The organism is Streptomyces sp. NPDC021096, from assembly GCF_040641275.1.
GTDB lineage: Bacteria > Actinomycetota > Actinomycetes > Streptomycetales > Streptomycetaceae > Streptomyces.
The window spans coordinates 415,028-435,789 of record NZ_JBFADG010000002.1 but is presented as its reverse complement, the minus strand read 5'-3'; the positions used below and the strand labels follow the sequence as shown (position 1 = coordinate 435,789).

Genomic DNA, 20,762 nt, shown 5'->3' with positions numbered 1-20,762 from the left:
GGAAGGTACGACAGATGACGTAGCGGGGTTTCAGGTAAAGGTGGCGCAGCCGCTCGCCGCGGCCGTCAGCGCGTCGTGTACGGCGTCGGCCGCCTCACCGAGTGACCGCCGCCGTCAGGGGGACTTCGCTGGACGAAACGGCTGCTATGGGTCCTCGCTGGCGCAGGTCAGCCAGCTCTGGGTGATCACCCTTGCTTCGTCCGCCTGTTCCGGCGTGACGACGCCCTCCACATCCGGGACACGCCCCAGGAAATCCTGCACTCGTTCTCGCTCATCCGCGCTGACGATCCAGACAGACGACGTGGAGGACCCGTCATCGTGCCAGTCGAGCACGCTCAGGGTATGCCGATCGGCCATTGCGTCCTCCCAGCCCCTAGCACCGGCTTCGGCACCGGCCTCTGCAACGGGATGCAATTCTCAGGTGTGTTCGTCGCGTGCCGGGAGTTCAGAGCGGCTTGACCCGGGAGGCCTGCGGCCCCTTCTGGCCCTGGGTGACCTCGAACTCCACCCTCTGCCCTTCCTCCAGGGAGCGATAGCCACCTCCCGCGTCGTCGATCTCCGAGAAATGAACGAACACGTCAGGGCCGCCCCCTTCCTGCGCGATGAACCCGAAGCCCTTTTCGGCGTTGAACCATTTGACGGTCCCTGTAGCCATGACCCCTCCAGGGGTTGAGGCGGCGCTCCGCCGATACCCAGCGGAACAGTGTCGATAGCCCCCACCGATAGGTACCGAAAGAGGTACTCATTCAGCAAAGAGGCGACTATCCATCCGACAGTACCGCCCATACCTGGAACGCTCCACACGGGCAAAGTCAGGCACTTCCCTTCCTGTCCGTTAGGCCATCCAGGTGACCCGAGCGAACGGGCGTGGCCCACGCGAGCGAAGCCGGTCGTCGTCACTTGTGGTCGCGAAGGAAGGCTGGGATCTCACCGCTGGTCGGGTGGTTCGGCAGGGGTGCCGGCTTGTCCTGGAGGAATGCGGTGATGGAGGCGATGGCCCGGTCGTTGTTGTCGTCGAGGCCGTTCCACATGTGGTGCCCGACTCCGGGCATGTACTGCGTGCGCTGGATGGCGGGGTCGTCGGCAAGGATGGCGGTCGCCCATTGCCGGACCTGGGAGGAGCACTCGGCGATCATCAGCATCGCGGGGGTCCGGGAGTGTCTCAGTTGCGGGGCGATGGAGGGTGAGTCCTTGACCGTCTGCTGGATGCGGAGGCTGGGGGCGGGGCTGAAGGAGAAGTTCTGTGCCGTGTCTTCGGTGGGGATGCGGTGCGCGTCGCGCGCGCAGTAGGCGGATGCGGTGTCGCTGCCGAGATCGGCGGCGGTGAACGCGTTGTCGCCTTCGGCCTGTCCGATCAGCCCGGTGTCGGGGGTGAGGAGCCCGAGTCGCATGAGGCCGAATGCGGCGGCGTACCGGGGGATATTCGTGGACCGGGGTCCGGTCATGGCCGGCGCGAGGCCGCGCGCGGATGGTCGGCCCTTGTGCCCGCTGATCCGCGTGGTGGGGCCGTCCATCGGGCCGGGCTCGGCGATGATCGCCCGGTGCACGTGTGCGGCGACGCCGGGGTCGGCCAGGGCTCGGGTGAGTACGACTCCGCCTGAGGAGAATCCGAGGACATCGACCTTGCCCTTGCCCAGGCGGTGGGTGAAGGCAGCGAGGTCGCGGACCGACCTGGAGATCGTGTACTGGTCCATGGGGAGCAGGTCGCTTCGTCCGCCGCCGGCCTGTTCGTAGGCGTAGACGTCGTAACCCTGTCGCGCCAGGAGTTGCAGGAACCGGTGGTCGAGTACCGAGATGCCGCGTACCGGTCCGCCGTTGAGGTACACGAACGGGATGGGGTGCCGGGTGGTGGGGTTCGCGGGCGGGTAGTGGTAGACCGCGACCCGGCTGCCCGTGGCCAGGCTCCAGTGCTGCGTGGCGACGAAGGGCAGGGCGGGCGGATGCTGCCGCGTCGTGGGCACGGTCGGGATGCAGACCGACGCCGTCAATGCCGCCGCGATGACCACCGGCAGGAACGGCACGAGCCGCGCCGGCCGGCCACGGCGCCACCCCCGCCACAGTGCGAGGACAGTCGCGATTCCAAGGGTCGTCAGCCATGCGGCGAGCCCCGAGCCCGCCCCGTCGGTGAGGACGATCAGTGCGAGAAAGACGGCGACTAACCCCACGATGGCGGCCAGGCCCAGCACCAGGCGCCCGGTGAGGCGGACGAGACGTATGACGGACGTTGGCATGAGGACCCCCAAAGTTTCAGAACGCTGTTTCAAAACGACGTTATCAGAGAGGGTAGGCTGGTCTTCGTGGGTAGGCCGAGAACGAACGACGACACCGTCAAAGAGCGGCTCGTGGCGTGCGCGACCGAGATGCTCGCCACCCGTCCGCGGGAGTCGCTCACCGTCCGATCCCTGGCCGCTGCCGCCGGAACGTCAACGACAGCGGTGTACTCCTTGTTCGGCGGCAAGGACGGGCTGATCGGCGAGGTACGCAACAGAGCCGTCGCCGGCCTGTTCCAGGACGTGTCGGCAGTGCCGACCTCCGAGGACCCCCTCGCCGACCTCTACGCACTGGCCGCCGCATACCGTCGATGGGGACGCGAACACAGCCACCTCTACACGGTGCTGTTCGGTGGCGTGCAATCCTTCGACCCGTCAGGCACAGTCGGCACCAGCGACCCCATCCGACCACTCCTCGCGGCGATCGACCGCGCCCTGACGGAGTCTGTCCTCGCCGGCGAAGCGACGTCGATCGCTCTTTCGCTCTGGGTGACCCTGCACGGACTCGTCACCCTCGAACTGGCCGGAGCCCTCGACACCGCCACGGCCGAGACCACATTCCGATCGACCATTCACGCCACGCTGCGCGGCTGGACCACCCCCGCGGTCTTCCGCAGCCTTCGGCGCGCAGAACCCGCTCCGTAACGAACGCTCAGGTCAACCACCTCGTGTTCCGCTTGGGTGGACCCAGGGGTGGTCCGTCACCGACAGACCCGCGAGCATCTTCCGCGTCGGGCAAGGCCCTTCGCCGCAGTAGCGGCTGCGGCCCTCGCCGTGGCCCAGGCCGGCGCTCAGTCCCGCCGCCTACAACCAGGACCGCAGCATCCTGGCGAAAGCCTGCAGCATGACCACGGCCAAGTCCCACCCCATCCACGGCACGACCGGCGTGCCGGGCCGGGCAGTGCCGTGGCTGCGACCACTGCCCGGCCCGGGGGCCTCAGTCCTGCGGTACGAGCACGGGGTGCTCGTACTCACAGGCGTCGTCGATTCCGTAGGTGTCCCACGCGGGGAACGGGTCGGCGGCGGGGAGGCTTTCGCCGTCCTGCACGAGGCAGCCGGCCAGGGCGGTCCGGAGGGCCTCGGCGTGCAGGCCGGTGCCGATGAAGACCAGTTCCTGGCCCTGCGCGCTGTCCGCGTCCGCGTCCCGGGCTCCGGAGGGTTCGAAGCGGGCGACGGAGCCGGCCTGCGACCACAGGCCGGTCACCCGGGGGCGGCTGGCCAGCCAGAAGAAGCCCTTGGAGCGCAGGATCCGGCCGTAGGCCCCGCTGTCGAGGCCTTCGGTGACGAACTCCCACAGGCGGCCCGGGTGGAACGGGGTGTCGGAGCGGAAGACCGTGCTGGAGATCCCGTACTCCTCGGTCTCCGGGACGTGGTCCCCGTTGAGCTCCATGACCCAGCCCGGGGCCTGCTGTGCCCGTTCCAGGTCGAACAGCCCGGTCCCGAGGACGTCACCGAGGGCCACACGCCCGCGGGTGGCGGTCACGATCCGGGCCGGCGGGTTGAGCCGGGTGAGGGCGGCCCGCAGACGTCCGGCGCTCTCCGCGTCGACGAGGTCGAGCTTGTTGAGCACGATGACGTCGGCGAATTCGATCTGGTCCACCAGCAGGTCGCTGACGGTGCGCTCGTCGTCCTCGTACTGGTCGAGCCCGCGCTCGGCGAGCCCGTCCCCTCCTTCCAGTTCCGGCAGGAAGTTGGCCGCGTCGACGACGGTGACCATGGTGTCGAGGCGCGCCAGGTCGCCGAGGGTGGCGCCGTCGTCGCGGGGGAAGGCGAAGGTCGCCGCCACGGGCATCGGTTCGGAGATGCCGCTGGACTCGATCAGGAGGTGGTCGAATCGGTCCTCGCGGGCGAGGCGGTCGACCTCCTCCAGCAGGTCGTCGCGCAGGGTGCAGCAGATGCACCCGTTGGTCATCTCGACCAGGCGCTCCTCGGTCCGCGACAGGGCGGCCTCGCCGCCGCGCACGAGCGCGGCGTCGATGTTGATCTCGCTCATGTCGTTGACGATCACCGCGACCCGCAGGCCCTCACGGTTGCTCAGCACGTGGTTGAGCAGGGTGGTCTTGCCGGCTCCGAGGAAGCCGGACAGGACGGTGACAGGCAGTCGTCCGCTCATGCCCGTCAACCCTCGGGGTGCAGCAGACCGCGCTCGTAGGCCTTGACCAGGCGCTGCGGCACCAGATGGGCGACGCCGTCGACGGTGACCGGCACGAGCTGCGGCGTGACCGCCTTCCACTGCGCGCGGCGGTGGCGGGTGTTGCTGCGGGACATCTTCCGCTTGGGTACGGCCATGGGTTCGGGGTCCTCTCCGGTCGGTGCGAGCCCGACGCTATATGAAAATGGATCCCATTACCAACTCATTCCTCCGGCAGCGGGTCGGTGATGGCGTGAGGGCGGCTATGGGCAGGTGACGACCTGGCCCGCCCAGGACAGGCCGCCGCCGAAGGCGAGCAGCAGGACAGGGGAGCCGGAGGGGATGTCGCCGCGCTCGGTCAGTTTGGACAGGGCCAGGGGGACGGACGCGGCCGAGGTGTTGCCGGACTCGACGACGTCCTTGGCGACGATCACGTGCTCGGGCAGGCCGAGTTGGCGCACGACGGCCTCGATGATGCGGAGGTTGGCCTGGTGGGTGACGACGCCGGCGAGGTCGGCGGGGGTGATTCCGGCGCGGTGGCAGGCTTCGCGGGCGATGGCGGGCAGTTCGGTGGTGACCCAGCGGAAGACGGTCTGGCCTTCCTGGGCGAAGCGGGGATGCCAGTCGTCGACCAGGCGGACGGCGTCACCGCGGGTGGGGTCCGAGCCCCAGACGACCGGGCCGACGCCTTCCTTCTCGTCGGCGCTGATGACCGCAGCGCCCGCGCCGTCGCCGAGCAGGACGCAGGTGCTGCGGTCGCTCCAGTCGGTCACGTCGGACATCTTCTCGGCGCCGATCACCAGGGCGTGCCGGGCGGCGCCGGCCCGTACCGCGTGGTCCGCGCCCGCGAGGGCGGTGCAGAACCCGGCGCAGCCGTTGTTGAGGTCGTAGGCGACGGCGGACGGGATGCCGAGGCGGCCCGCGACCTGGGCGGCGATGGAGGGGCAGCGATCGACGGCGGAGCAGGTCGCCACCGTGATCAGGCCGATGTCGGACGGCTGGAGACCGGATGCGGCCAGCGCCTTGCCCGCGGCGGCGGACGCCAGATCGGTGACCGACTCGTCCCGCGCTGCGATCCGCCGCGTGGCGATTCCGGTCCTACGGCGGATCCAGTCGTCGCTGGTGTCGACCATAGCGGCCAGGTCGTCATTGGTGAGGACGCGGGCGGGCTGGTAGTGCCCCAGGGAGGCGATACGGGATCCAGGCACGGCGGTGCTCCTTGGTCGGACAGCAGTGCCGGGAATATAGCAACCGATCGGTCGGACGCTAAATGGGTTCCCGTCGGCTACGATGACGGCATGAGCCCCCGCAAGTCCGTCGCCGAGGCCCGCAGGACGCGGGAGCGGATCGTGGAACGTGCCATCGCCGTCGCCTCGGTCGAGGGCCTCGAAGGGCTGACCATCGGGCGGCTCGCCACGGACCTCGGCATGAGCAAGGCCGGAGTGCTCGGACACTTCGGCACCAAGGAAGCCCTGCAGCTCGCCACTCTGGAGGGCGCGTCGGCGGTCTTCGCGCGGACGGTATGGGAGCGGGCGCAGCACGAAGAGCCCGGCCTTCCCCGGTTGCGCGCCGTCTGCGACGCCTGGATCGCCTACATCGAGACGGAACGCGAGATCTTCCCCGGCGGCTGTCTTTTCACCACCGCAGCCGTCGAGTTCGATGCGCGCAGCGGCCCCGTGCGTGAGGCAGTGGCACGCCTGTTCAGGGGATGGCGCCGACGGCTGGCCGGCGAGGTACGCATCGCCGCCGACTGCGGCGACCTGCCCCCGGGCACAGATCCCGAACAGGTCGCCTACGAACTGGTGGGGCTCTACATGGCCTTCAACCAGGAAATCCAGCTCTTCGCCGAGCCGACCGCTGCCGAACGCACTCGACGGGCCCTGAATCGCCTCTTCGGACAGGAGCAAGCACCCTCCGGCGGATCGTGAGGGTGCCGCACCGACGGGACGAACCCCGGCGGACGGCTCCCGCTACGGGGCCGGGGAACGGCTGCGAACGTGCGCGGATGTTAGCTTCTTGCCCGTGGTGGAGCACCAGGAGGAGACCAGGGCGGCCTACGACGGTGTCGTCGAGCTGTATGCGTCGATGTTCGCTGATCGGCTGGAGACGCAGCCGTTCGCGCGGGCCATGGTCGGCACCTTCGCCGAGCTGGTGCGCGGGACGGGGAACCTGCGGGCAGCCGACGTCGGGTGCGGGCCCGGACATCTGACGGCCATGCTGCACGACCTGGGGCTGGACGCCTTCGGGCTCGACCTCTCCCCGGCCATGGTCGACCACGCCCGGCGGGCCCATCCGGCGCTGCGGTTCGACGCGGCGCGGATGGAGGCCCTGCCGGTCGAGGACTGCGCGCTCGGCGGCGTGCTGGCCCACTACTCGATGATCCATACCCCGCCTGGGGAATTGCCCGCGCTGCTCGCCGAGCAGGTGCGTGTCCTGGCACCAGGGGGCCTGCTCCTGGTCTCGTTCTTCGCGACCGACGGACCGGAGCCGGTCCGCTTCGACCACAAGGTGACGCCCGCCTATAGCTGGCCGGTTGACCGGTTCGCCGAGTTGCTGGCCGGGGCCGGGCTCGTCACGTTCGCCCGGCTGCTCCACGACCCGGCCTCCGAGCGGGGCTTCCTCGACGCCCACTTGCTGGCCCGCCTCCACTAAGTGTCCGACGGGTGGGTTGAGCGGAATTGACGGCGTCGGACAATCCTTAGTGGTCGAACGTCTCGAAGGTGACGACGGCGGTGCCCGGGTGTGGCCCGCAAGGCCGCCGCTGAGCTCGGTGCACCGTTGGTCGCTCGCATGGTCGGGAAGCACCCAGCCCATGGCGCACATGGCCTCCGAGCAGTCCATCGGGCGGCTGAGGTATCAGCTTCACTGTCCCTCCCCCGCACGGCTGATTCCCGATAACGTCGCACGGCGAGCCCAACCGGCAATGACCGCGCCTGTCATCCCTGCCTGGGAAGACGCGATGCCACGCGGCGGTGAGAGGGCGGGCAGCGTCCTTCATCAGGTGGCTAGGCCTTCGGGATTCGGACCAAGGAGCATCAGCAGATGAGGAATTCGATGCGTGCCCTTCCTATGCTGGCGGCAGCTGCGGCTGCCATCGTGCTGCCGGCCTCCGCGGCCCATGCGGCCGACAGGTACGACCGTTGCCCTGACGGCTATTACTGCATGTTCTCGGGCCTCGACGGCACCGGCGACATGATCAAGCTGCGAGGAAGCACGCCGGACCTGGTAACGCTCGGTATGAACGACCGGGCCAAGTCGGACTGGAACCGGACCGCTTCGACCATCTACCTCTGGTCCGACGCGAACTACGCCGGTTGCACGGCGACCACCTCCGCCGGCCCGGCCGGCAAGGGCAACTTCTTCCCCGCGTACCGGGACTTCTTCAGCTCGGTGCAGTTCGACGGCCCGGGCGGACCAAGCTGTGGCACACCGCCCGGCGGCGACGGCCAAGAGGCCGGCCGACGGTGACTGCCGGGTGGGAAGGATGTGCCGGAGCGAGGGGCCTGATTCGCTGAGCCGGCGTGCCGATGCACTGCGCCAGTGCTCGGTGTTCTGAGTTGGCCGTCTGCCTACCGGAGGCTTCGTGTCGTACTCGCGACAAGCTGGTCGTCCGCGAAGCCGTCCAGCCGGGCCGAGCGCGCCCTGGCCGCGCCGGGCACCGTTACCTCGGTCTGGCCGTCGGTGGCGTCCACCGATGCCCGGGGCCGCTGGTCGAGGTAGACGTCCACACGGTCCACGTTGGCGGTTCGCAGCCGCAGGCGCAGGTCTCCGTCGGCGGTGGTGACGTCCGCGATGGCGATCTCGCGCACGGGCTGCTCGCTCAGCAGCCGGCCCGCCCGGTCGAGGAGATCGGCGTTGTCCTCCAGGAGGTCGCGCCGGGTCATGTGGTGGCGTTCGTCGGGCTTGATGCCGAGGTCCTCCACGGGCGTGCCCGACAGCGCACCGACGCGCAGTGTCCGGCGGATCGACACCCGCATGCCCGCCCCCTTGGGCAGCGGCTCGTACGGCACGTTCTCCTCTCCTTCCAGCAAGGCGGTGAGCAGCTGATGGGTCCAGACGTTGGCGCCGCCCGCGCCGGTGGCGTCGTCGGTGCCGAGCACCGGGCCGATGCGGTGGTCCTGGAAGCCCGCCGCGAAGATGTCGGTGGCCGAGTAGCAGCGCGCGTTGGTGATCAGGACGACCGGGCCGAAGTACTGCTGGCCGATGGCGTTGGCGCCGTCTTCGGGTGTGATGGAGAAGGCGCTGGAGAAGGCCGTGCCGAGTTCGACGGCCTGCTCCATCGACGCCACCCACGGCCCCAGGTCGATGGCCGGGTCACCGCGGTGCCTGCCGCAGATCCGCAGGTTGAGCGGGGTGTTGAGGAACTGGACGGGCTCAGGGACGATCCGGCGCGGCGTCAGGGTCTGCAGGGTGAACTCGGCAGCGTGGATGTGTCCGCCGCCGTTCTCACGGACGTCCACGACGAGCCCGTTCTGGGGCAGCAGGCGAATGAGGCGGACGAACTCCTTCACGAACTCCGCCGGACTCTGGACGTTGAAGGTGAAGATGCGGATGTGGCCGAAGGTGCCGAACGAGGTCCGCACCTCCCGCGCCTTGAACACGGTCGACATGGTGGTGACCAGCTCGCCCTGCCGTGGCTCGGGCAGGTCGGCGGTGCCCTGCGCGGCGGACCTCTCCCGAGCGAGTGCGCCCGGCGCGAACAGCGCCAGCTTGGCACGGTTGGTTTCGTCAGCATCGAGGTCCAGGCCCTGACACGCGGCGGCGGTGCTGAGCGCGTCGGTGTCGACGAACGTCGGCAAGTTGTCGCGGATCTGCCACTCCTGGCGAAGCTCTCGCTCGGTGCCGTCGCGGTCGATGAAGCTGATGGTCACCCACTCCTCCAGCGGAGGCAGATGGATCCGCAGGGGCCGTACGGTGAGGGACTGCAGGCCCCGGCTGTGCCGGGCGGAGGCGTTGCTGCCCGCGTACCGGGCGGCGTTGAGGTCGACAGCCGTGGCGATGGGAATACCGCTCCAGTGGGTGATCTCGGCACCGGGGGCGAATCCGAAGGCGGAGAGGTCCTGCGCGACATGCGTGACCAGGAAATGCGACCCCTCCTCGTCGATGTACTCCTCGATCAGGAACGGCAGGAACGCAATCTTTCCGGCGAAGGGGTTGGGCAGAAGGTAGTTGGTGTGAAGGTCCCGGACGGAGTGGAAGATCTCCGACAGCTCCGCGTGGAAGATCCACTCCTTGGGCATGGTGTCCTCGGTCTGGCGCTCCAGCCGCCTGCGCATCACCCGCAGCCGCTGTACCGGGTTCACCGCGTGCATCGCCATCTTCAGTGGCAGATGGACATAGTTCTGCTCGAAGAGGACCAGCGCCTGCTCGACGAGGAGTCGTCGCTCCGCCAGTGTGAGGGTGTTCGCGGTGGCCAGGAAGTTACTGAGGGCCGCCGATGCGACCAGCCAGTCATCGGTTTCCTGGGGTGTGGGGTCGGCCGGGTTGGGCGACATGGCGGCTCCTGGGTGTCCGACGGGCTACTGCGCGAATCACCAGTCTTCGACCGACGACAGGTGTCCTGATATCTACCCCACGGCGAATCCGCGACGCGTTCACCCGACTGGGCGGACCCCGCCCCCCGCGTGCCCGGCCCGAGAGGGCCGGGCCTGGTTCGTGGTTCAGTACGGCCGGCTCTGCGTGGGGGCTTCGGCGGCGGTCTTGAGTTCGCGCAGCCATGTCTCGAGGCCCTGGCGGAGGATCTTGGTCGCGGTGGGAACGTCCGCTTCGACCTCGGCACCGGTGTGGGTCTCTTCGGTGCTCACGCGGACGCCGCCCTTGACCTTGGTGAAGTTCCATATGTGGACGCCGTCGATGCGCAGCCCTTCGCCGACCGCAGGGCCGGTCCAGCGGATGCAGGAGTTGTGCTTGAGCTGCTCGACGGTCGAGGTGATCTCGAGGCTGGTGGCGGGGGTCGTGGGGTTGGGAGGTACCGGGGTCGTCCACCGGAACGCCGAACCTTTGCGGAACGGGCCGTGGTCGAGGCGGTTCACGCTCGTGACGGCGCCCTGCCAGGACGGCCAGCGCTCCACATCGGTCTGCAGCTTCCAAATGGTGCGCAGCGGCGCGTGGATCACGGTCTCGGTCCGGTGGCGGACGAGGGCGTTGGGTTCGACGCCTTCCCCGCGGCAGGTCAGCGACTTGGCGGGGTGAGAGGCAGTGGCCCCGGCCGGTACGACAGTGGAGTCGAGGATGCCGATGGCGACGAGCGGGGCGGTGAACAGGGCAGCGCGGATGCGGGTGCTGCGGATGCCGGACATGTCGTTCCCCTCTTATCGAGCTAGAAGCTAGCGCGTTCGTTAGAAGTTGTAACGCAGCGCGGACCGAGGGGTCAACAGGTTGCGTGATAGCCTCTAACTAAATCTTGAAGCTGTAGCCACGTGGTTGGGGAAGGCGACAGACCATGGTGAAGACGGACGCGCAGACGCCGCGCGAGCGCTACCGCACCCAGGTGCGCGCGGAGATCAAGGCGCACGCCTGGGAGCAGATCGCCACGGCGGGGGCGTCCGCGCTCTCCCTCAACGCGATCGCCAGACAGATGGGCATGAGCGGACCCGCGCTCTACCGCTACTTCGCCAGCCGCGACGAGCTGATCACCGAGCTCATCCGGGAGGCCTACCGAAGCCTCGCCGACACCCTCCGCACGGCCTCCGCCACCGGTGCCGACCCGGCCGACCTGGCCGGACTGGCACACGCCCTGCGCGGCTGGGCCCTGGAGGACCCCCAGCGGTATTTCCTCATCTACGGCACACCCGTCCCCGGCTACCACGCACCCGAGGACATCACCGGCATCTCCGACGAGATCATGAAAACGCTGCTCGACGCGTGCGCGGCGCTCACCCCGGACGGCCCCGCGACCTCGTTCAGCGCCCACCTGGAAGACCACCTGGAAGACCACCGGGACTGGGCCGGCGACCACCTCGCCCCGCCCGCGGCCCTCCACCGGGCCCTGGCCTTCTGGACCCGGCTGCACGGCGTTCTGTCCCTGGAACTCGCCGGCCACTTCACCAACATGGGTTTCGACCCCGCCGTGTTCTTCACAGCCGAGCTGGACGGCCTGCTGACACACCGAGCCTGACGGAGCGACGCACCACCCTGGACGGGACCTGGACGGGCCTTGTATCAGGCGCGTATCAGGGAGCGCTTGGTTGTCCATCGAATCCGTGCGCCAGGTCACGGCGAAGGGGGTCGAAGGAAGCCGGAGCCTTATCGTTCCTTTCAGGCCACCGTCTGCACATGAGTGCACCCGCCGGCCTATACCTCACGACCATCCGAACAGGAGTCATCTGCCCGTGTCCTCGTCCGCCCCGGCTCCGGCCTCTCCCCAGCCTGTTCGCGTGCTGCTGGTGGAGGACGACGACCTGATGCGCCGCTCCTTCACCGTCGCCCTCGAGCGCTACGGCTACCAGATGAAGGCCGCGGCCGACGGGCTGACCGGGCTGGAGCTCTTCCGCGACGAAGCCTTCGACCTGCTGATTCTGGATGTGATGTTGCCCGGTCTGGACGGGATCGGCCTGTGCCGCAGGGTCCGCGAGACCAGCTTGGTGCCGGTTCTGATGATGTCCGCCCGCGGCGACGGGCTCGACATCGTCGCCGGTCTGGAGGCCGGGGCGGACGACTACGTCGTCAAACCCGTGGACACCTACGTGCTCGTGGCACGTATCCGGTCGCTGCTGCGGCGGGCGACCTACGCGCCCGCCCCGGGACCTGGGCAGACCACAGGCGACGGGCCATCACCGTCCGAGGGCGAGTTGTTGACCTTCGGGGACCTGACGATCGACACCGGCGGCATGGAGGTGTTCGTCTCCGGGAGCCCGGTGGCGCTGACCCCGACCGAACTGAAGCTGCTGCTGGAGTTCGCCGCCCACCCGGGCATCGTGCTGGAGCGGCACACCCTGCTGCGGGACGTGTGGGAGTACGGCTGGGACGGCGACAGCCGGGTCGTGGACCTGTGCGTACAGCGGCTGCGCAAGAAGCTGGGCCGGGACCGGATCGAGACGGTCCGCGGCTTCGGCTACAAGCTCAGGCGCTGAGACCGGTGCGCTCGCTGAACCGGTCGCGGCCTGCCCGCGTACCCCTGCGTTGGAAGATCGCCGCGCTGGCCGCGTCCACGGCATGCCTGGTCGCGGTGGCGGTGGGCGTGCTGGTGCACGTGTGGACCGCGCACGACATCCGGGACCGGGCCCAGATGCGGGCCTTCAACAGCCTGTACTCGGCCATGGACACCTACCGCCGCACCGGCACTCTCACCGACGGTGCCGAGCTCGACCCGGCCGAGCTGCCCGCCGCACTGCGACACCCGGCCGGCGACGACCGGCTTACGGCCTACGACGGGCACGTCAACGGAAATGTGGGCCCGAGCGTCTGGGCCGCCCAGCGGGTCGACGGCCCGGGCAGCCGGGTACTGGCCGTCCGGGTCAACATGAGCTCGGAGCTCCACAATCTGGACCGGCTCGACGTGACCATGACCGTGGCCTCGCTGATCGCACTCGCGGCGGCCACGCCCCTGGCGGTCTACGGAGCCGGGCTGCTCGGCCGCCGGCTGCGCCAGGTCTCCGAGACCGCGGGCCGGATCTCCGCCGGGGACCTGGACGCCCGTACCGGGCCCACCAAGGGCCGCGACGAGGTGTCCGACATCGCCGCCACCGTCGACCTCATGGCCGACAGTCTCAGCCGCCGGCTGCGCACCGAGCGCCAGTTCACCGCGGACGTGGCCCATGAGCTGCGCACCCCCGTCGGCGGTCTGCTGGCCGCCGTCGATCTGCTGCCGCCCGGGGAGACGGAGGATCTGATCCGGACCCGGGTGCGCGACCTGCGCGGCCTGGTCGAGGACCTCCTGGAGATCTCCCGGCTGGACGTCGGCGCCGAACAGCCGGTACGCGCCCGTGTGCCGCTCGACGCGGTCGTCTCCGAGGCCGTGGCGCGCACCGGCTTCGACACAGAGGTCACCGTTGCCGACACACAGCAGGCAGAAGCCTCGCTGACCGTGGAGACCGACCCGCGCCGCCTCGAGCGGATCGTCAGCAACCTCGTCATCAACGCCCACCGGCACGGGTCCGCCCCGGTGCAGGTCACCGTCGAGGGCCGGACGGTCGTCGTGCGCGACCACGGCCCCGGCTTCCCCCCGGACCTGCTGCTCGACGGCCCGCGCCGCTTCCACACGGGTGCGAAGGAGCGCGGATCGGGCCATGGCCTGGGGCTGACCATCGCCCTGGGCCAGGCCCGGCTCCTCGGCGCCGAGCTGCGCTTCGGCAACGCCCCGGACGGCGGCGCCGTCGCCACCCTGCGCCTGCCGACCTGACCCGTACCGGTCCGGCCCGACCTCACCCGTACCGGCCCCATACCGGCCTGCCCCGACCCGGCCCCTACAGAACCGATACGAAGCGGAGCGGGCGCCGATACACGGCGGCCCAGGCCCCGATACGTACCCCGGACACCCTTCGACGTGCACCCTTTGGCACCCGAAGAGGAGTCCCCGTGACCGCCGAACCCCTTGGCACGCTCACACCGCACCCGACGACCGGGATCGCGGCCGCCGTCACCGACCTGTCGAAGGTCTACGGCAGCGGCGACACCCGCGTCGTCGCCCTGGACCGTGTCAGCATCGCCTTCCGGGAGGGCGAGTTCACCGCGATCATGGGCCCCTCCGGCTGCGGCAAGTCCACCCTGATGCACTGCGCCGCCGGGCTCGACTCGTTCGACTCCGGCTCCGTCCGCATCGGCACCACCGAACTGGGCGCGCTCGACGACCGGCAGCTCACCGCGCTGCGCCGCGACCGGATCGGCTTCATCTTCCAGGCGTTCAACCTGCTGCCGACGCTCACCGCGCTGGAGAACATCACGCTGCCGCTGACCATCGCCGGCCGCCGGCCCGACCGGCAGTGGCTGGATCAGGTGGTCTCCATGGTCGGCCTCTCCCAGCGCCTCGACCACCGGCCCGGGCAGCTGTCCGGCGGGCAGCAGCAGCGGGTCGCGGTGGCCCGGGCCCTGGTCTCCCGGCCCGCGATCGTCTTCGGCGACGAGCCCACCGGCAACCTCGACTCCCGCGCCGGCGCCGAGGTCCTCGGCTTCCTCCGCGACTCCGTGCGCGCGCTGGGCCAGACCGTGGTCATGGTCACCCACGACCCCGTCGCCGCCGGCTACGCCGACCGCGTGGTCTTCCTCGCCGACGGCCGCCTGGTCGACGAGATGACGCACCCCACCCCGGACCGGGTCCTGGACCGGATGAAGGCCTTCGACACCCGCTCACGCACCAGCTGACCGGCCGTCGGCGCCGCGCGCCGCCCGCCGCCCGCCGGCTTACGCCAGCACCGAACCCGCCACCCGCCACCCGCCCGCTCTCCCGCTCGCATCCGCCGAGCCCGCCTCCCAGGATCCGCACCCCATGTTCCGTACCGCCCTGCGCAACGTGTTCGCGCACAAGGCCCGCCTACTGATGACCGCGTTCGCGGTCATGCTCGGCGTCACCTTCATCACCGGCAGCCTCGTCTACGGCGACAGCCTGAACCAGGCCGCCACCGCCAAGGCGACCGCCGGCTACGAGCGCATCGCCGTCGACGTCGCCGCTGACGCCTCCCCCGGCGGCCGGCCGGCCAGCCTGGACGCCCGCACCGTGACCACTCTGGCCAAGCTCCCCGGCGTCGCCGCCGCCGCGGGCCGGGTCGACGGCTTCGCCGCCGTCGCCGACCGCGACGGCAAGCTCATCGGTCAGGGCACGTCCTCCCAGGGGTCCTCCCAGGGCGGCAACTTCGCCCCGGCAGCGAACGGCAAGGACCCCGCGTACCGCTTCACCCAGGGTTCCGGCCCGACCGGCGACGACACGATCGCCCTCGACGAGACCACCGCCGCGAAGGGCGGCTACCGCGTCGGTGACACCGTGCGCGTCGGTACGAACAAGGGCGCCGCCTCCTACACCCTCGCCGGCATCTTCCGCACCGACGGGACCAAGCTCCCCTCCGGGGGCAGCCTGACGCTGTTCACCGACACCACCGCCCAGCGGCTCTTCCTCGAGCCCGGCCGCTTCCAGCACATCGAGCTCACGGCCACCCGCGATGCCAACGTGACGCAGCTCCTCAGCCGCGTCGATCCGGTGCTGCCCCAGGGCACCACCGCGGTCACCGGGGCCCGGCTCGCCCAGATCAAGGCGAACCTCGCCTCCAGCGACAGCGACACCATGAGCCAGATCCTGGTGGGCTTCGCCGCGGTCGCCCTGTTCGTCGCCGCCTTCCTCATCTCCAACACCTTCACCATGCTGGTCACCCGACGCACCAGGGAACTGGCCCTCATGCGGGCCATCGGCGCCACGCGCCGGCAGGTGCGCCGCATCCTGCTGGCCGAGTCCCTCCTCGTCGGCGCGATCGCCTCCGTGGCCGGCGTCGCCGTCGGCACCGGGGTCGCCGCCCTGCTCCAGTCGCTCTTCGCCCCCGCCGACGCCCCGGCCGGCCCGCTGGTCCTCACCCCGGGCACCGTGATCATCTCCATGCTGGTCGGCACCCTCCTGCCCATGGTCGCCGCATGGCTTCCGATCCGCCGGGCCATGGCCATCCCGCCCGTCGCCGCGCTCAGCGCGGCCGAGCACACGGCGCCCGCGCGCGCCGGCTCCCTGCGCACCGGCATCGGCGCCGCGCTGGCGCTCACCGGCACCGCCGCCGCGGTGTACGGGGCCCTCACCACGGGCAAGGACGCCCGGACCGTCATCGGCATCGGCGCTGCCCTCACCCTGACCGGGGCGATCGGCCTCATCCCGCTGCTGTCCCGGCCGTTCGTAGCCCTGTGCAAGCCGCTGCTGACCCGCCTCCACCCGGTGCACGGTGACCTCGCCGCCCGCAACACCCTGCGCGACCCGCGCCGCACCGGCGCCACCGCCGCCGCGCTCGCCATTGCCCTCACCCTCGCCTCGGGCCTGTCCGTCCTGGGGGCCTCCGCCTCCCAGTACCTCGACCGCGCGACCACCCACGCCCTCCGCGCCGACTACGTGGTCAAGCCCGCGGGCGGCCAGCGAATGACCCCCGCCACCACCGCTCCCCTCGAGAAGCTGTCCGGCACCACCTTCAGCCCGCTCAACCAGTCCACCGAATACCGCCTGGCCGGCACCTCCTCCGTCCTGACCGGCGTCGACCCCGCCACCATCGGCCGACTGCTGCGGTACGACATGGTCGCGGGCTCACTCGACTGCCTGGCCAAGGGCCAGATCGCCGTGGCCGACTTCAAGGCCAAGGAGGCAGGCTGGCATGTCGGCCAGACCCTCCCCCTGCAGCGTCAGGACGGCCAACGCGGCAGCGTCACCATCGGCGCCATCTACCAGGCGGACGAACAAAGCGACCTGATGCCGAGCATCACCGCACCCGACTCCCTCGTCGCCCGCTACGACTCCGCCCCGAGCACCCACGCGGTCCTCGTCGCCACACACGGCGGACCCAGCCGGGCCGCACTCGCGGGCGTCACCCACGCCCTCGGCGACAACCCCGCCCTGACCGTCCTCGACCAGGCAAGCATCCGCGCCCAGGACAGCAGTGGCATCGGCGAGCAACTCAACGTCTTCTACGCCCTGCTCAGCATGGCCCTGGCGATCGCCGCACTGGGCATCGCCAACACCCTCGCCATGTCCGTCCTCGAACGCCGCAAGGAGATCGGCACCCTGCGCGCCCTCGGCCTGGACCGCACCGGAGTGACCCGGATGATCCGCCTGGAGGCCCTGCTCCTCGGCGCACTCGGCGCGACCCTCGGCACGGCCCTGGGCGTCTTCCTGGGCTGGGCCCTCGGACGCACCCTCCAGGACAGCGTCGCCGGCTACACGCTGGTCCTCCCCTGGGGACGCCTCGCCCTCGGCATACTCATCGCCCTGGCAGGCGCGCTGATGGCCTCGATCTGGCCGGCCAACAGGGCTGCCCGCGTCGACATTCCCGCTGCGACGGCGGCGCAGTAAGCACTCGCCCCGAACGCCGATCCGGATCTCCGCTCGCGGCTGTGGGCTCTCCTGATCAGGAGGAGCGCTTTCGCGCAGTGACGTAACTGAACGGCTCGGAGACCCCGGCGCTGTGGTGGCCGGCAGCCGCGAGGGCCAGAGCCAGACGCTGACGTGGTGCAAGACCCAGGCTCGCGGTGGCGTGCAGAGCGCCAAGTGCGAGTTCGTCCCCGCACCCCACAGCCGCGTATCCGTCGGCGGGCTCGGCTATCTGATAGTCGTCGTGGACGGTGAACAGGCGACCGTATATGCCGACAAGGAACGTCCCGGCCTGCTCCTGCTCAGAGTCCTTGCGCGACCAGCCGCCGTCCTTGAGACAGGTGCGCAGCCTGTCGACGAAGACGGTGGTCATGAAGCGGTCCAGGTCGCCCTTGGGCTTGGGCGCCTTGAACGCGTGGTGCAGCAGCTGGCCCATGCGGAAGCTGGTGGTGAAGCCCATGGCGTAAGGACCGTTCCGGAAGACCTTCGGATCCCGGCGCACGGTGATCCTGAGGCCGCAGACACCGGCCGAGTCCCCGCCCAGGTGCACCCGCTCGTTGTGCACGAGCCCGACGATTACGGTCATGGCCTCCCCCTCCGCTGCGCCGCTTACGTTCTGGAGATCCCCTTCAGCTCACCACTGAACGGGCAGTGTCAGCAGTCCCCCTCCGGGGAGCCGGTCCATGCACCAGTCCAGTGTGTGGAGCGGAACCGCTGGGCGCAGGCCGGGCATGCGCTGCAGCAGGGTACTGATCGCGATTTCGAGTTCGGCCGTGGCCAGAGCCGCTCCCAGGCACCTGTGCGGTCCGTGGCCGTAGACGATGTGGGCGTTGTCCCGGCGCCGGATGTCGAGGCGGCCGGGGTCCTTGAAGTGTGCGGGGTCGCGGTTGGCGGCCCAGGTGAGGGGCATGACGCTGTCGCCCCGCCGGATCGGCGTACCGCCGAGTTCGAAATCCTCTCGCGCCACGAGGACGCGGAACAGCAGGGCCGGCGTCTCCGGCCGCGCCCAACTCCGGGGTGCCCGCGGCGACATCGCGCGCCAGGAGGGGGTGACTCAGTGCCGTACGCACCTCGTCGTATCCGGTGACGGCCCAGACCAAGTCTCCGCTGGGCAGGCGCATCCGGAAGACAGGAGCCTCGGGCAAGGGCGGGGGATTGCCCTTGAACTCCCGTACCGGCATGGCATACACGTGCGCGTGGTCGTCCACTCACGCCCCCTCGGCAGGCGCCCTGGCGGCACCGAGGACACGACTACCCTGCAGAAACGTCACGTACTCCGGCGCGGGACCGAGACTTCAAAGGTGCCGCGCCCGTCGTCCCTCCCTGCCCGGCGCCGGCCTCAGCCGCCTCTCAGCCCATGACGCTCCGGACGTATGCGTGAAATCCGCGTGGCGGTCGGCCGGTCACCCTCTCGACGGTGTCGGTGACGCGGTCTTCGGCTCCGTCGGCTATGGCACGGTCCATGGCGGCCAGCATCGCGGCGAACTGTTCGGGGATTCCGCCGCTCACCAGGTGGTCGCGCATCTGCTCGTAGGTGAGCGGCCGGTGGGACACGTCCTTGCCCAGGACCTTGGTCATGACGGCGGCGACGTCGTCGTAGCTCAGGGCCTCGGGGCCGGTGATCACCAGGTCGTCGGCCGGCAGCGTCTCATCAGTGAGGGCATGGACGGCGACGGCCGCGATGTCGTCGGCGTCGACGAAGGCCACGCGCCCGTCACCTGTCGCCGTCAGGATGGCGCCGTGGCTGCGGATACTGTCCGCGTGCAGGTGCTGGTCGGTGAAGTTCTGCATGAACCATGACGGCCGCAGCACCGCCCACCGCTCGAACATCCCTGCCAGTTCGCTGTGCACGCGGCCGACGCCGGGCCCTCCCTCGGGTATCGCGGACGAACTGAGCAGCACCACGCGCCGCACGCCGGCGGCGTGGGCCCGCTCCAGGAAGGGCAGCATGACGGCGGCCGGGTCCGGATCGCCCACGGGCGGGACGAGGTAGGCCCGGTCCGCGCCGCGCAGGGCGTCGCCGTGGGTGGCGGTGTCGTGCCAGTCGAAGCGAACAGCCCGGGCGCCGTCTTGTGCGGCAGCGCGACGGCCGGCAGCCGTCACCGTGTGCCCGAGTGCGACGAGCCGGGACACGACGCGGCGGCCGGTGTTTCCCGTGGCTCCGGTGACCAGAACGGTGGGCGTGGTCATCTCGTTCTCTTCCTTCCTCACGCGGCGGGGGCGGAGGACTGCGCGTCACGCACGGAATCCGGCACCGCCAGGGGGTTCCAGTAGTCGCGGTAATGGGTGATACGGCCGTTGTCGATCGTGACCACGGCGACGTACGACATGTCGTAGGCCGCGCCGGTGGTCACGATGCGGCCGGTTCCGCGCCACTCGGCGACGATCGTGCGCGGGTCCTGGGTCTGATGGATCTCCAGAGCGGGGATCTCGCGCAGGTCGATGTGGTCGGGGTAGTCCCGCATGTACGCGGCCACGGCCGGTCGGCCCTCCAGCCGCGACGGGTAGCCCTCGGGCGCGTAAGGGAACTCGAAGACCACGCTCTCGTCGCACAGGGACAGCCAGCCGTCGATGTCCTTGTCCAGGATCAGGCGGAGGCTGTGGCGGTAGAGCTCCGCCGGGGTCAGGGTTTCGGTTTCGGTCACGGGAAACGCCGTCCTCTAATATGTGGACCATCGGTCCGCTTAACGATACGGACCGTCAGTCCGTTTGCCAAGAGGAGAGTCATGACCCAGCGCAAGGAACGCGCGGACGCACTGCGCAACCGCGAGGCCGTACTGGCCGCGGCCGACGAGCTGTTCGCCCGTAGCCAGAGCCCCGGCGGTGTCTCCATGGACGACATCGCGGCGGCGGCCGGGGTCGGCAAAGGCACCCTCTTCCGCCGCTTCGGCGACCGGACCGGCCTCATCCAGGCAGTGGTCGAGCAGCGCATCCAGTCCCTGCGTCACGCCGTGGAAGAAGGACCCGCCCCCCTCGGCCCCGCCACCCCACCCGCAGAACGCGTACCCGCCCTGCTCGACGCCCTGCTCAGCTTCAAGCTCGACAACCGGCACCTCACCCTCGCCCTGGAGGAGACCGGCAGCGGCAGCCCCTATCAGGCGGCCCATTACGCGTGGTGGCACCGCACCCTCGCGGACACCCTGCAGCGGACGCCGGGCGGCCTACGCGACAGCTCCTACGCCGCGCACGCCCTGCTCGCCGCCACCCGCGCCGACCTCGTCGAACACCTCGTCGGCCAGGAACAGATGGCCGCCGAGCACATGCGGGCGGCTCTCGCCGAGTTCACGGCGAAGATCGTGGGCCGCACCTGAGCGGGCCGGGCAAGAGGCGGGCCAAACGGATGCACGTGCGCGGCGCCACACGCCGGCCGATGAGACGC

At 70.2% G+C, this 20,762-nt stretch carries 22 protein-coding genes; 10 read left to right on the top strand and 12 right to left on the bottom strand.

All coding sequences use genetic code 11. The features are described from left to right. Positions 1-144 precede the first annotated feature (144 nt). From AB0G59_RS05645 to AB0G59_RS05635, 3 genes are all read right to left on the bottom strand, one after another. Positions 145-357, bottom strand: a complete 213-nt coding sequence (locus AB0G59_RS05645; RefSeq protein ID WP_360908339.1) for a hypothetical protein — start codon at positions 355-357, stop codon at positions 145-147. Between the two features lie 88 nt (positions 358-445). Then, the gene (locus AB0G59_RS05640) at positions 446-655 is read right to left on the bottom strand and encodes a cold-shock protein (RefSeq protein WP_360908336.1); all 210 of its coding nucleotides are present in this window, start codon (positions 653-655) and stop codon (positions 446-448) included. 241 nt (positions 656-896) lie between these two features. Next, the gene (locus AB0G59_RS05635) at positions 897-2,231 is read right to left on the bottom strand and encodes an alpha/beta hydrolase (protein WP_360908334.1); all 1,335 of its coding nucleotides are present in this window, start codon (positions 2,229-2,231) and stop codon (positions 897-899) included. Positions 2,232-2,297: 66 nt separating this feature from the next. Here AB0G59_RS05635 and AB0G59_RS05630 point away from each other — a divergent pair, with 66 nt between their 5' ends. Then, positions 2,298-2,915, top strand: a complete 618-nt coding sequence (locus AB0G59_RS05630) for a TetR/AcrR family transcriptional regulator (RefSeq protein WP_360908332.1) — start codon at positions 2,298-2,300, stop codon at positions 2,913-2,915. A 292-nt stretch (positions 2,916-3,207) separates the two neighbouring features. Here the strand turns inward: AB0G59_RS05630 and AB0G59_RS05625 are convergent, their stop codons facing one another. The 3 genes from AB0G59_RS05625 to AB0G59_RS05615 all read right to left on the bottom strand — a co-directional run bounded on the left by AB0G59_RS05625 (position 3,208) and on the right by AB0G59_RS05615 (position 5,609). Further along, positions 3,208-4,383 carry a GTP-binding protein gene (locus tag AB0G59_RS05625; RefSeq protein WP_360908330.1) on the bottom strand — a complete coding sequence of 392 codons (1,176 nt, stop codon included), beginning with the start codon at positions 4,381-4,383 and terminating at the stop codon, positions 3,208-3,210. Between the two features lie 5 nt (positions 4,384-4,388). Next, a complete protein-coding gene (gene rpmF / locus AB0G59_RS05620; protein WP_190066072.1) occupies positions 4,389-4,559 on the bottom strand; it encodes a 50S ribosomal protein L32 in 171 nt (56 codons plus the stop codon). Between the two features lie 105 nt (positions 4,560-4,664). After that, a complete protein-coding gene (locus AB0G59_RS05615; RefSeq protein WP_360908328.1) occupies positions 4,665-5,609 on the bottom strand; it encodes a beta-ketoacyl-ACP synthase III in 945 nt (314 codons plus the stop codon). A gap of 90 nt (positions 5,610-5,699) precedes the next feature. On the opposite strand from AB0G59_RS05615, the gene AB0G59_RS05610 reads away from it, so the two are divergent. The 3 genes from AB0G59_RS05610 (at position 5,700) to AB0G59_RS05600 (ending at position 7,869) form a co-directional block, all read left to right on the top strand. Continuing rightward, on the top strand, positions 5,700-6,329 hold the full coding sequence (locus tag AB0G59_RS05610; protein WP_360908326.1) for a TetR/AcrR family transcriptional regulator: 630 nt from the start codon (positions 5,700-5,702) through the stop codon (positions 6,327-6,329). 94 nt (positions 6,330-6,423) lie between these two features. Continuing rightward, the gene (locus AB0G59_RS05605; RefSeq protein ID WP_360908324.1) at positions 6,424-7,053 is read left to right on the top strand and encodes a class I SAM-dependent methyltransferase; all 630 of its coding nucleotides are present in this window, start codon (positions 6,424-6,426) and stop codon (positions 7,051-7,053) included. 390 nt (positions 7,054-7,443) lie between these two features. Then, entirely contained in the window at positions 7,444-7,869 is a 426-nt protein-coding gene (locus tag AB0G59_RS05600; RefSeq protein ID WP_360908322.1) for a peptidase inhibitor family I36 protein, read from the top strand. 101 nt (positions 7,870-7,970) lie between these two features. On the opposite strand, the gene AB0G59_RS05595 is transcribed toward AB0G59_RS05600, so the two are convergent. Continuing rightward, positions 7,971-9,896 carry a S41 family peptidase gene (locus AB0G59_RS05595; protein WP_360908320.1) on the bottom strand — a complete coding sequence of 642 codons (1,926 nt, stop codon included), beginning with the start codon at positions 9,894-9,896 and terminating at the stop codon, positions 7,971-7,973. Between the two features lie 165 nt (positions 9,897-10,061). Then, positions 10,062-10,700: an SRPBCC family protein gene (locus AB0G59_RS05590; RefSeq protein ID WP_360908318.1), complete on the bottom strand. Its 639-nt coding sequence runs from the start codon at positions 10,698-10,700 to the stop codon at positions 10,062-10,064. Between the two features lie 143 nt (positions 10,701-10,843). On the opposite strand from AB0G59_RS05590, the gene AB0G59_RS05585 reads away from it, so the two are divergent. From AB0G59_RS05585 to AB0G59_RS05565, 5 genes are all read left to right on the top strand, one after another. Beyond that, positions 10,844-11,518, top strand: coding sequence for a TetR/AcrR family transcriptional regulator (locus AB0G59_RS05585; RefSeq protein ID WP_360908316.1), 675 nt, complete (start codon positions 10,844-10,846; stop codon positions 11,516-11,518). Between the two features lie 259 nt (positions 11,519-11,777). After that, a complete protein-coding gene (gene cseB / locus AB0G59_RS05580; protein WP_360908314.1) occupies positions 11,778-12,473 on the top strand; it encodes a two-component system response regulator CseB in 696 nt (231 codons plus the stop codon). A gap of 5 nt (positions 12,474-12,478) precedes the next feature. Beyond that, complete coding sequence (locus AB0G59_RS05575) at positions 12,479-13,741, top strand: HAMP domain-containing sensor histidine kinase (protein WP_360908312.1); 1,263 nt, start codon at positions 12,479-12,481, stop codon at positions 13,739-13,741. A 176-nt stretch (positions 13,742-13,917) separates the two neighbouring features. Further along, entirely contained in the window at positions 13,918-14,700 is a 783-nt protein-coding gene (locus tag AB0G59_RS05570; protein ID WP_360908310.1) for an ABC transporter ATP-binding protein, read from the top strand. A gap of 124 nt (positions 14,701-14,824) precedes the next feature. Then, positions 14,825-17,365 (top strand): FtsX-like permease family protein, encoded by a 2,541-nt coding sequence (locus tag AB0G59_RS05565; protein ID WP_360908308.1) that lies wholly within the window; start codon positions 14,825-14,827, stop codon positions 17,363-17,365. Positions 17,366-17,420: 55 nt separating this feature from the next. On the opposite strand, the gene AB0G59_RS05560 is transcribed toward AB0G59_RS05565, so the two are convergent. The 4 genes from AB0G59_RS05560 to AB0G59_RS05545 all read right to left on the bottom strand — a co-directional run bounded on the left by AB0G59_RS05560 (position 17,421) and on the right by AB0G59_RS05545 (position 20,028). Beyond that, positions 17,421-17,969 carry a hypothetical protein gene (locus tag AB0G59_RS05560; RefSeq protein WP_360908306.1) on the bottom strand — a complete coding sequence of 183 codons (549 nt, stop codon included), beginning with the start codon at positions 17,967-17,969 and terminating at the stop codon, positions 17,421-17,423. 48 nt (positions 17,970-18,017) lie between these two features. Next, positions 18,018-18,350, bottom strand: coding sequence for a cytochrome P450 (locus tag AB0G59_RS05555; protein ID WP_360908303.1), 333 nt, complete (start codon positions 18,348-18,350; stop codon positions 18,018-18,020). 383 nt (positions 18,351-18,733) lie between these two features. Further along, entirely contained in the window at positions 18,734-19,573 is an 840-nt protein-coding gene (locus AB0G59_RS05550) for an NmrA family NAD(P)-binding protein (protein ID WP_360908301.1), read from the bottom strand. A 17-nt stretch (positions 19,574-19,590) separates the two neighbouring features. Next, complete coding sequence (locus AB0G59_RS05545) at positions 19,591-20,028, bottom strand: nuclear transport factor 2 family protein (RefSeq protein ID WP_360908299.1); 438 nt, start codon at positions 20,026-20,028, stop codon at positions 19,591-19,593. A gap of 81 nt (positions 20,029-20,109) precedes the next feature. Here AB0G59_RS05545 and AB0G59_RS05540 point away from each other — a divergent pair, with 81 nt between their 5' ends. Then, positions 20,110-20,694 carry a TetR/AcrR family transcriptional regulator gene (locus AB0G59_RS05540; protein WP_360908297.1) on the top strand — a complete coding sequence of 195 codons (585 nt, stop codon included), beginning with the start codon at positions 20,110-20,112 and terminating at the stop codon, positions 20,692-20,694. Positions 20,695-20,762: the final 68 nt, after the last annotated feature.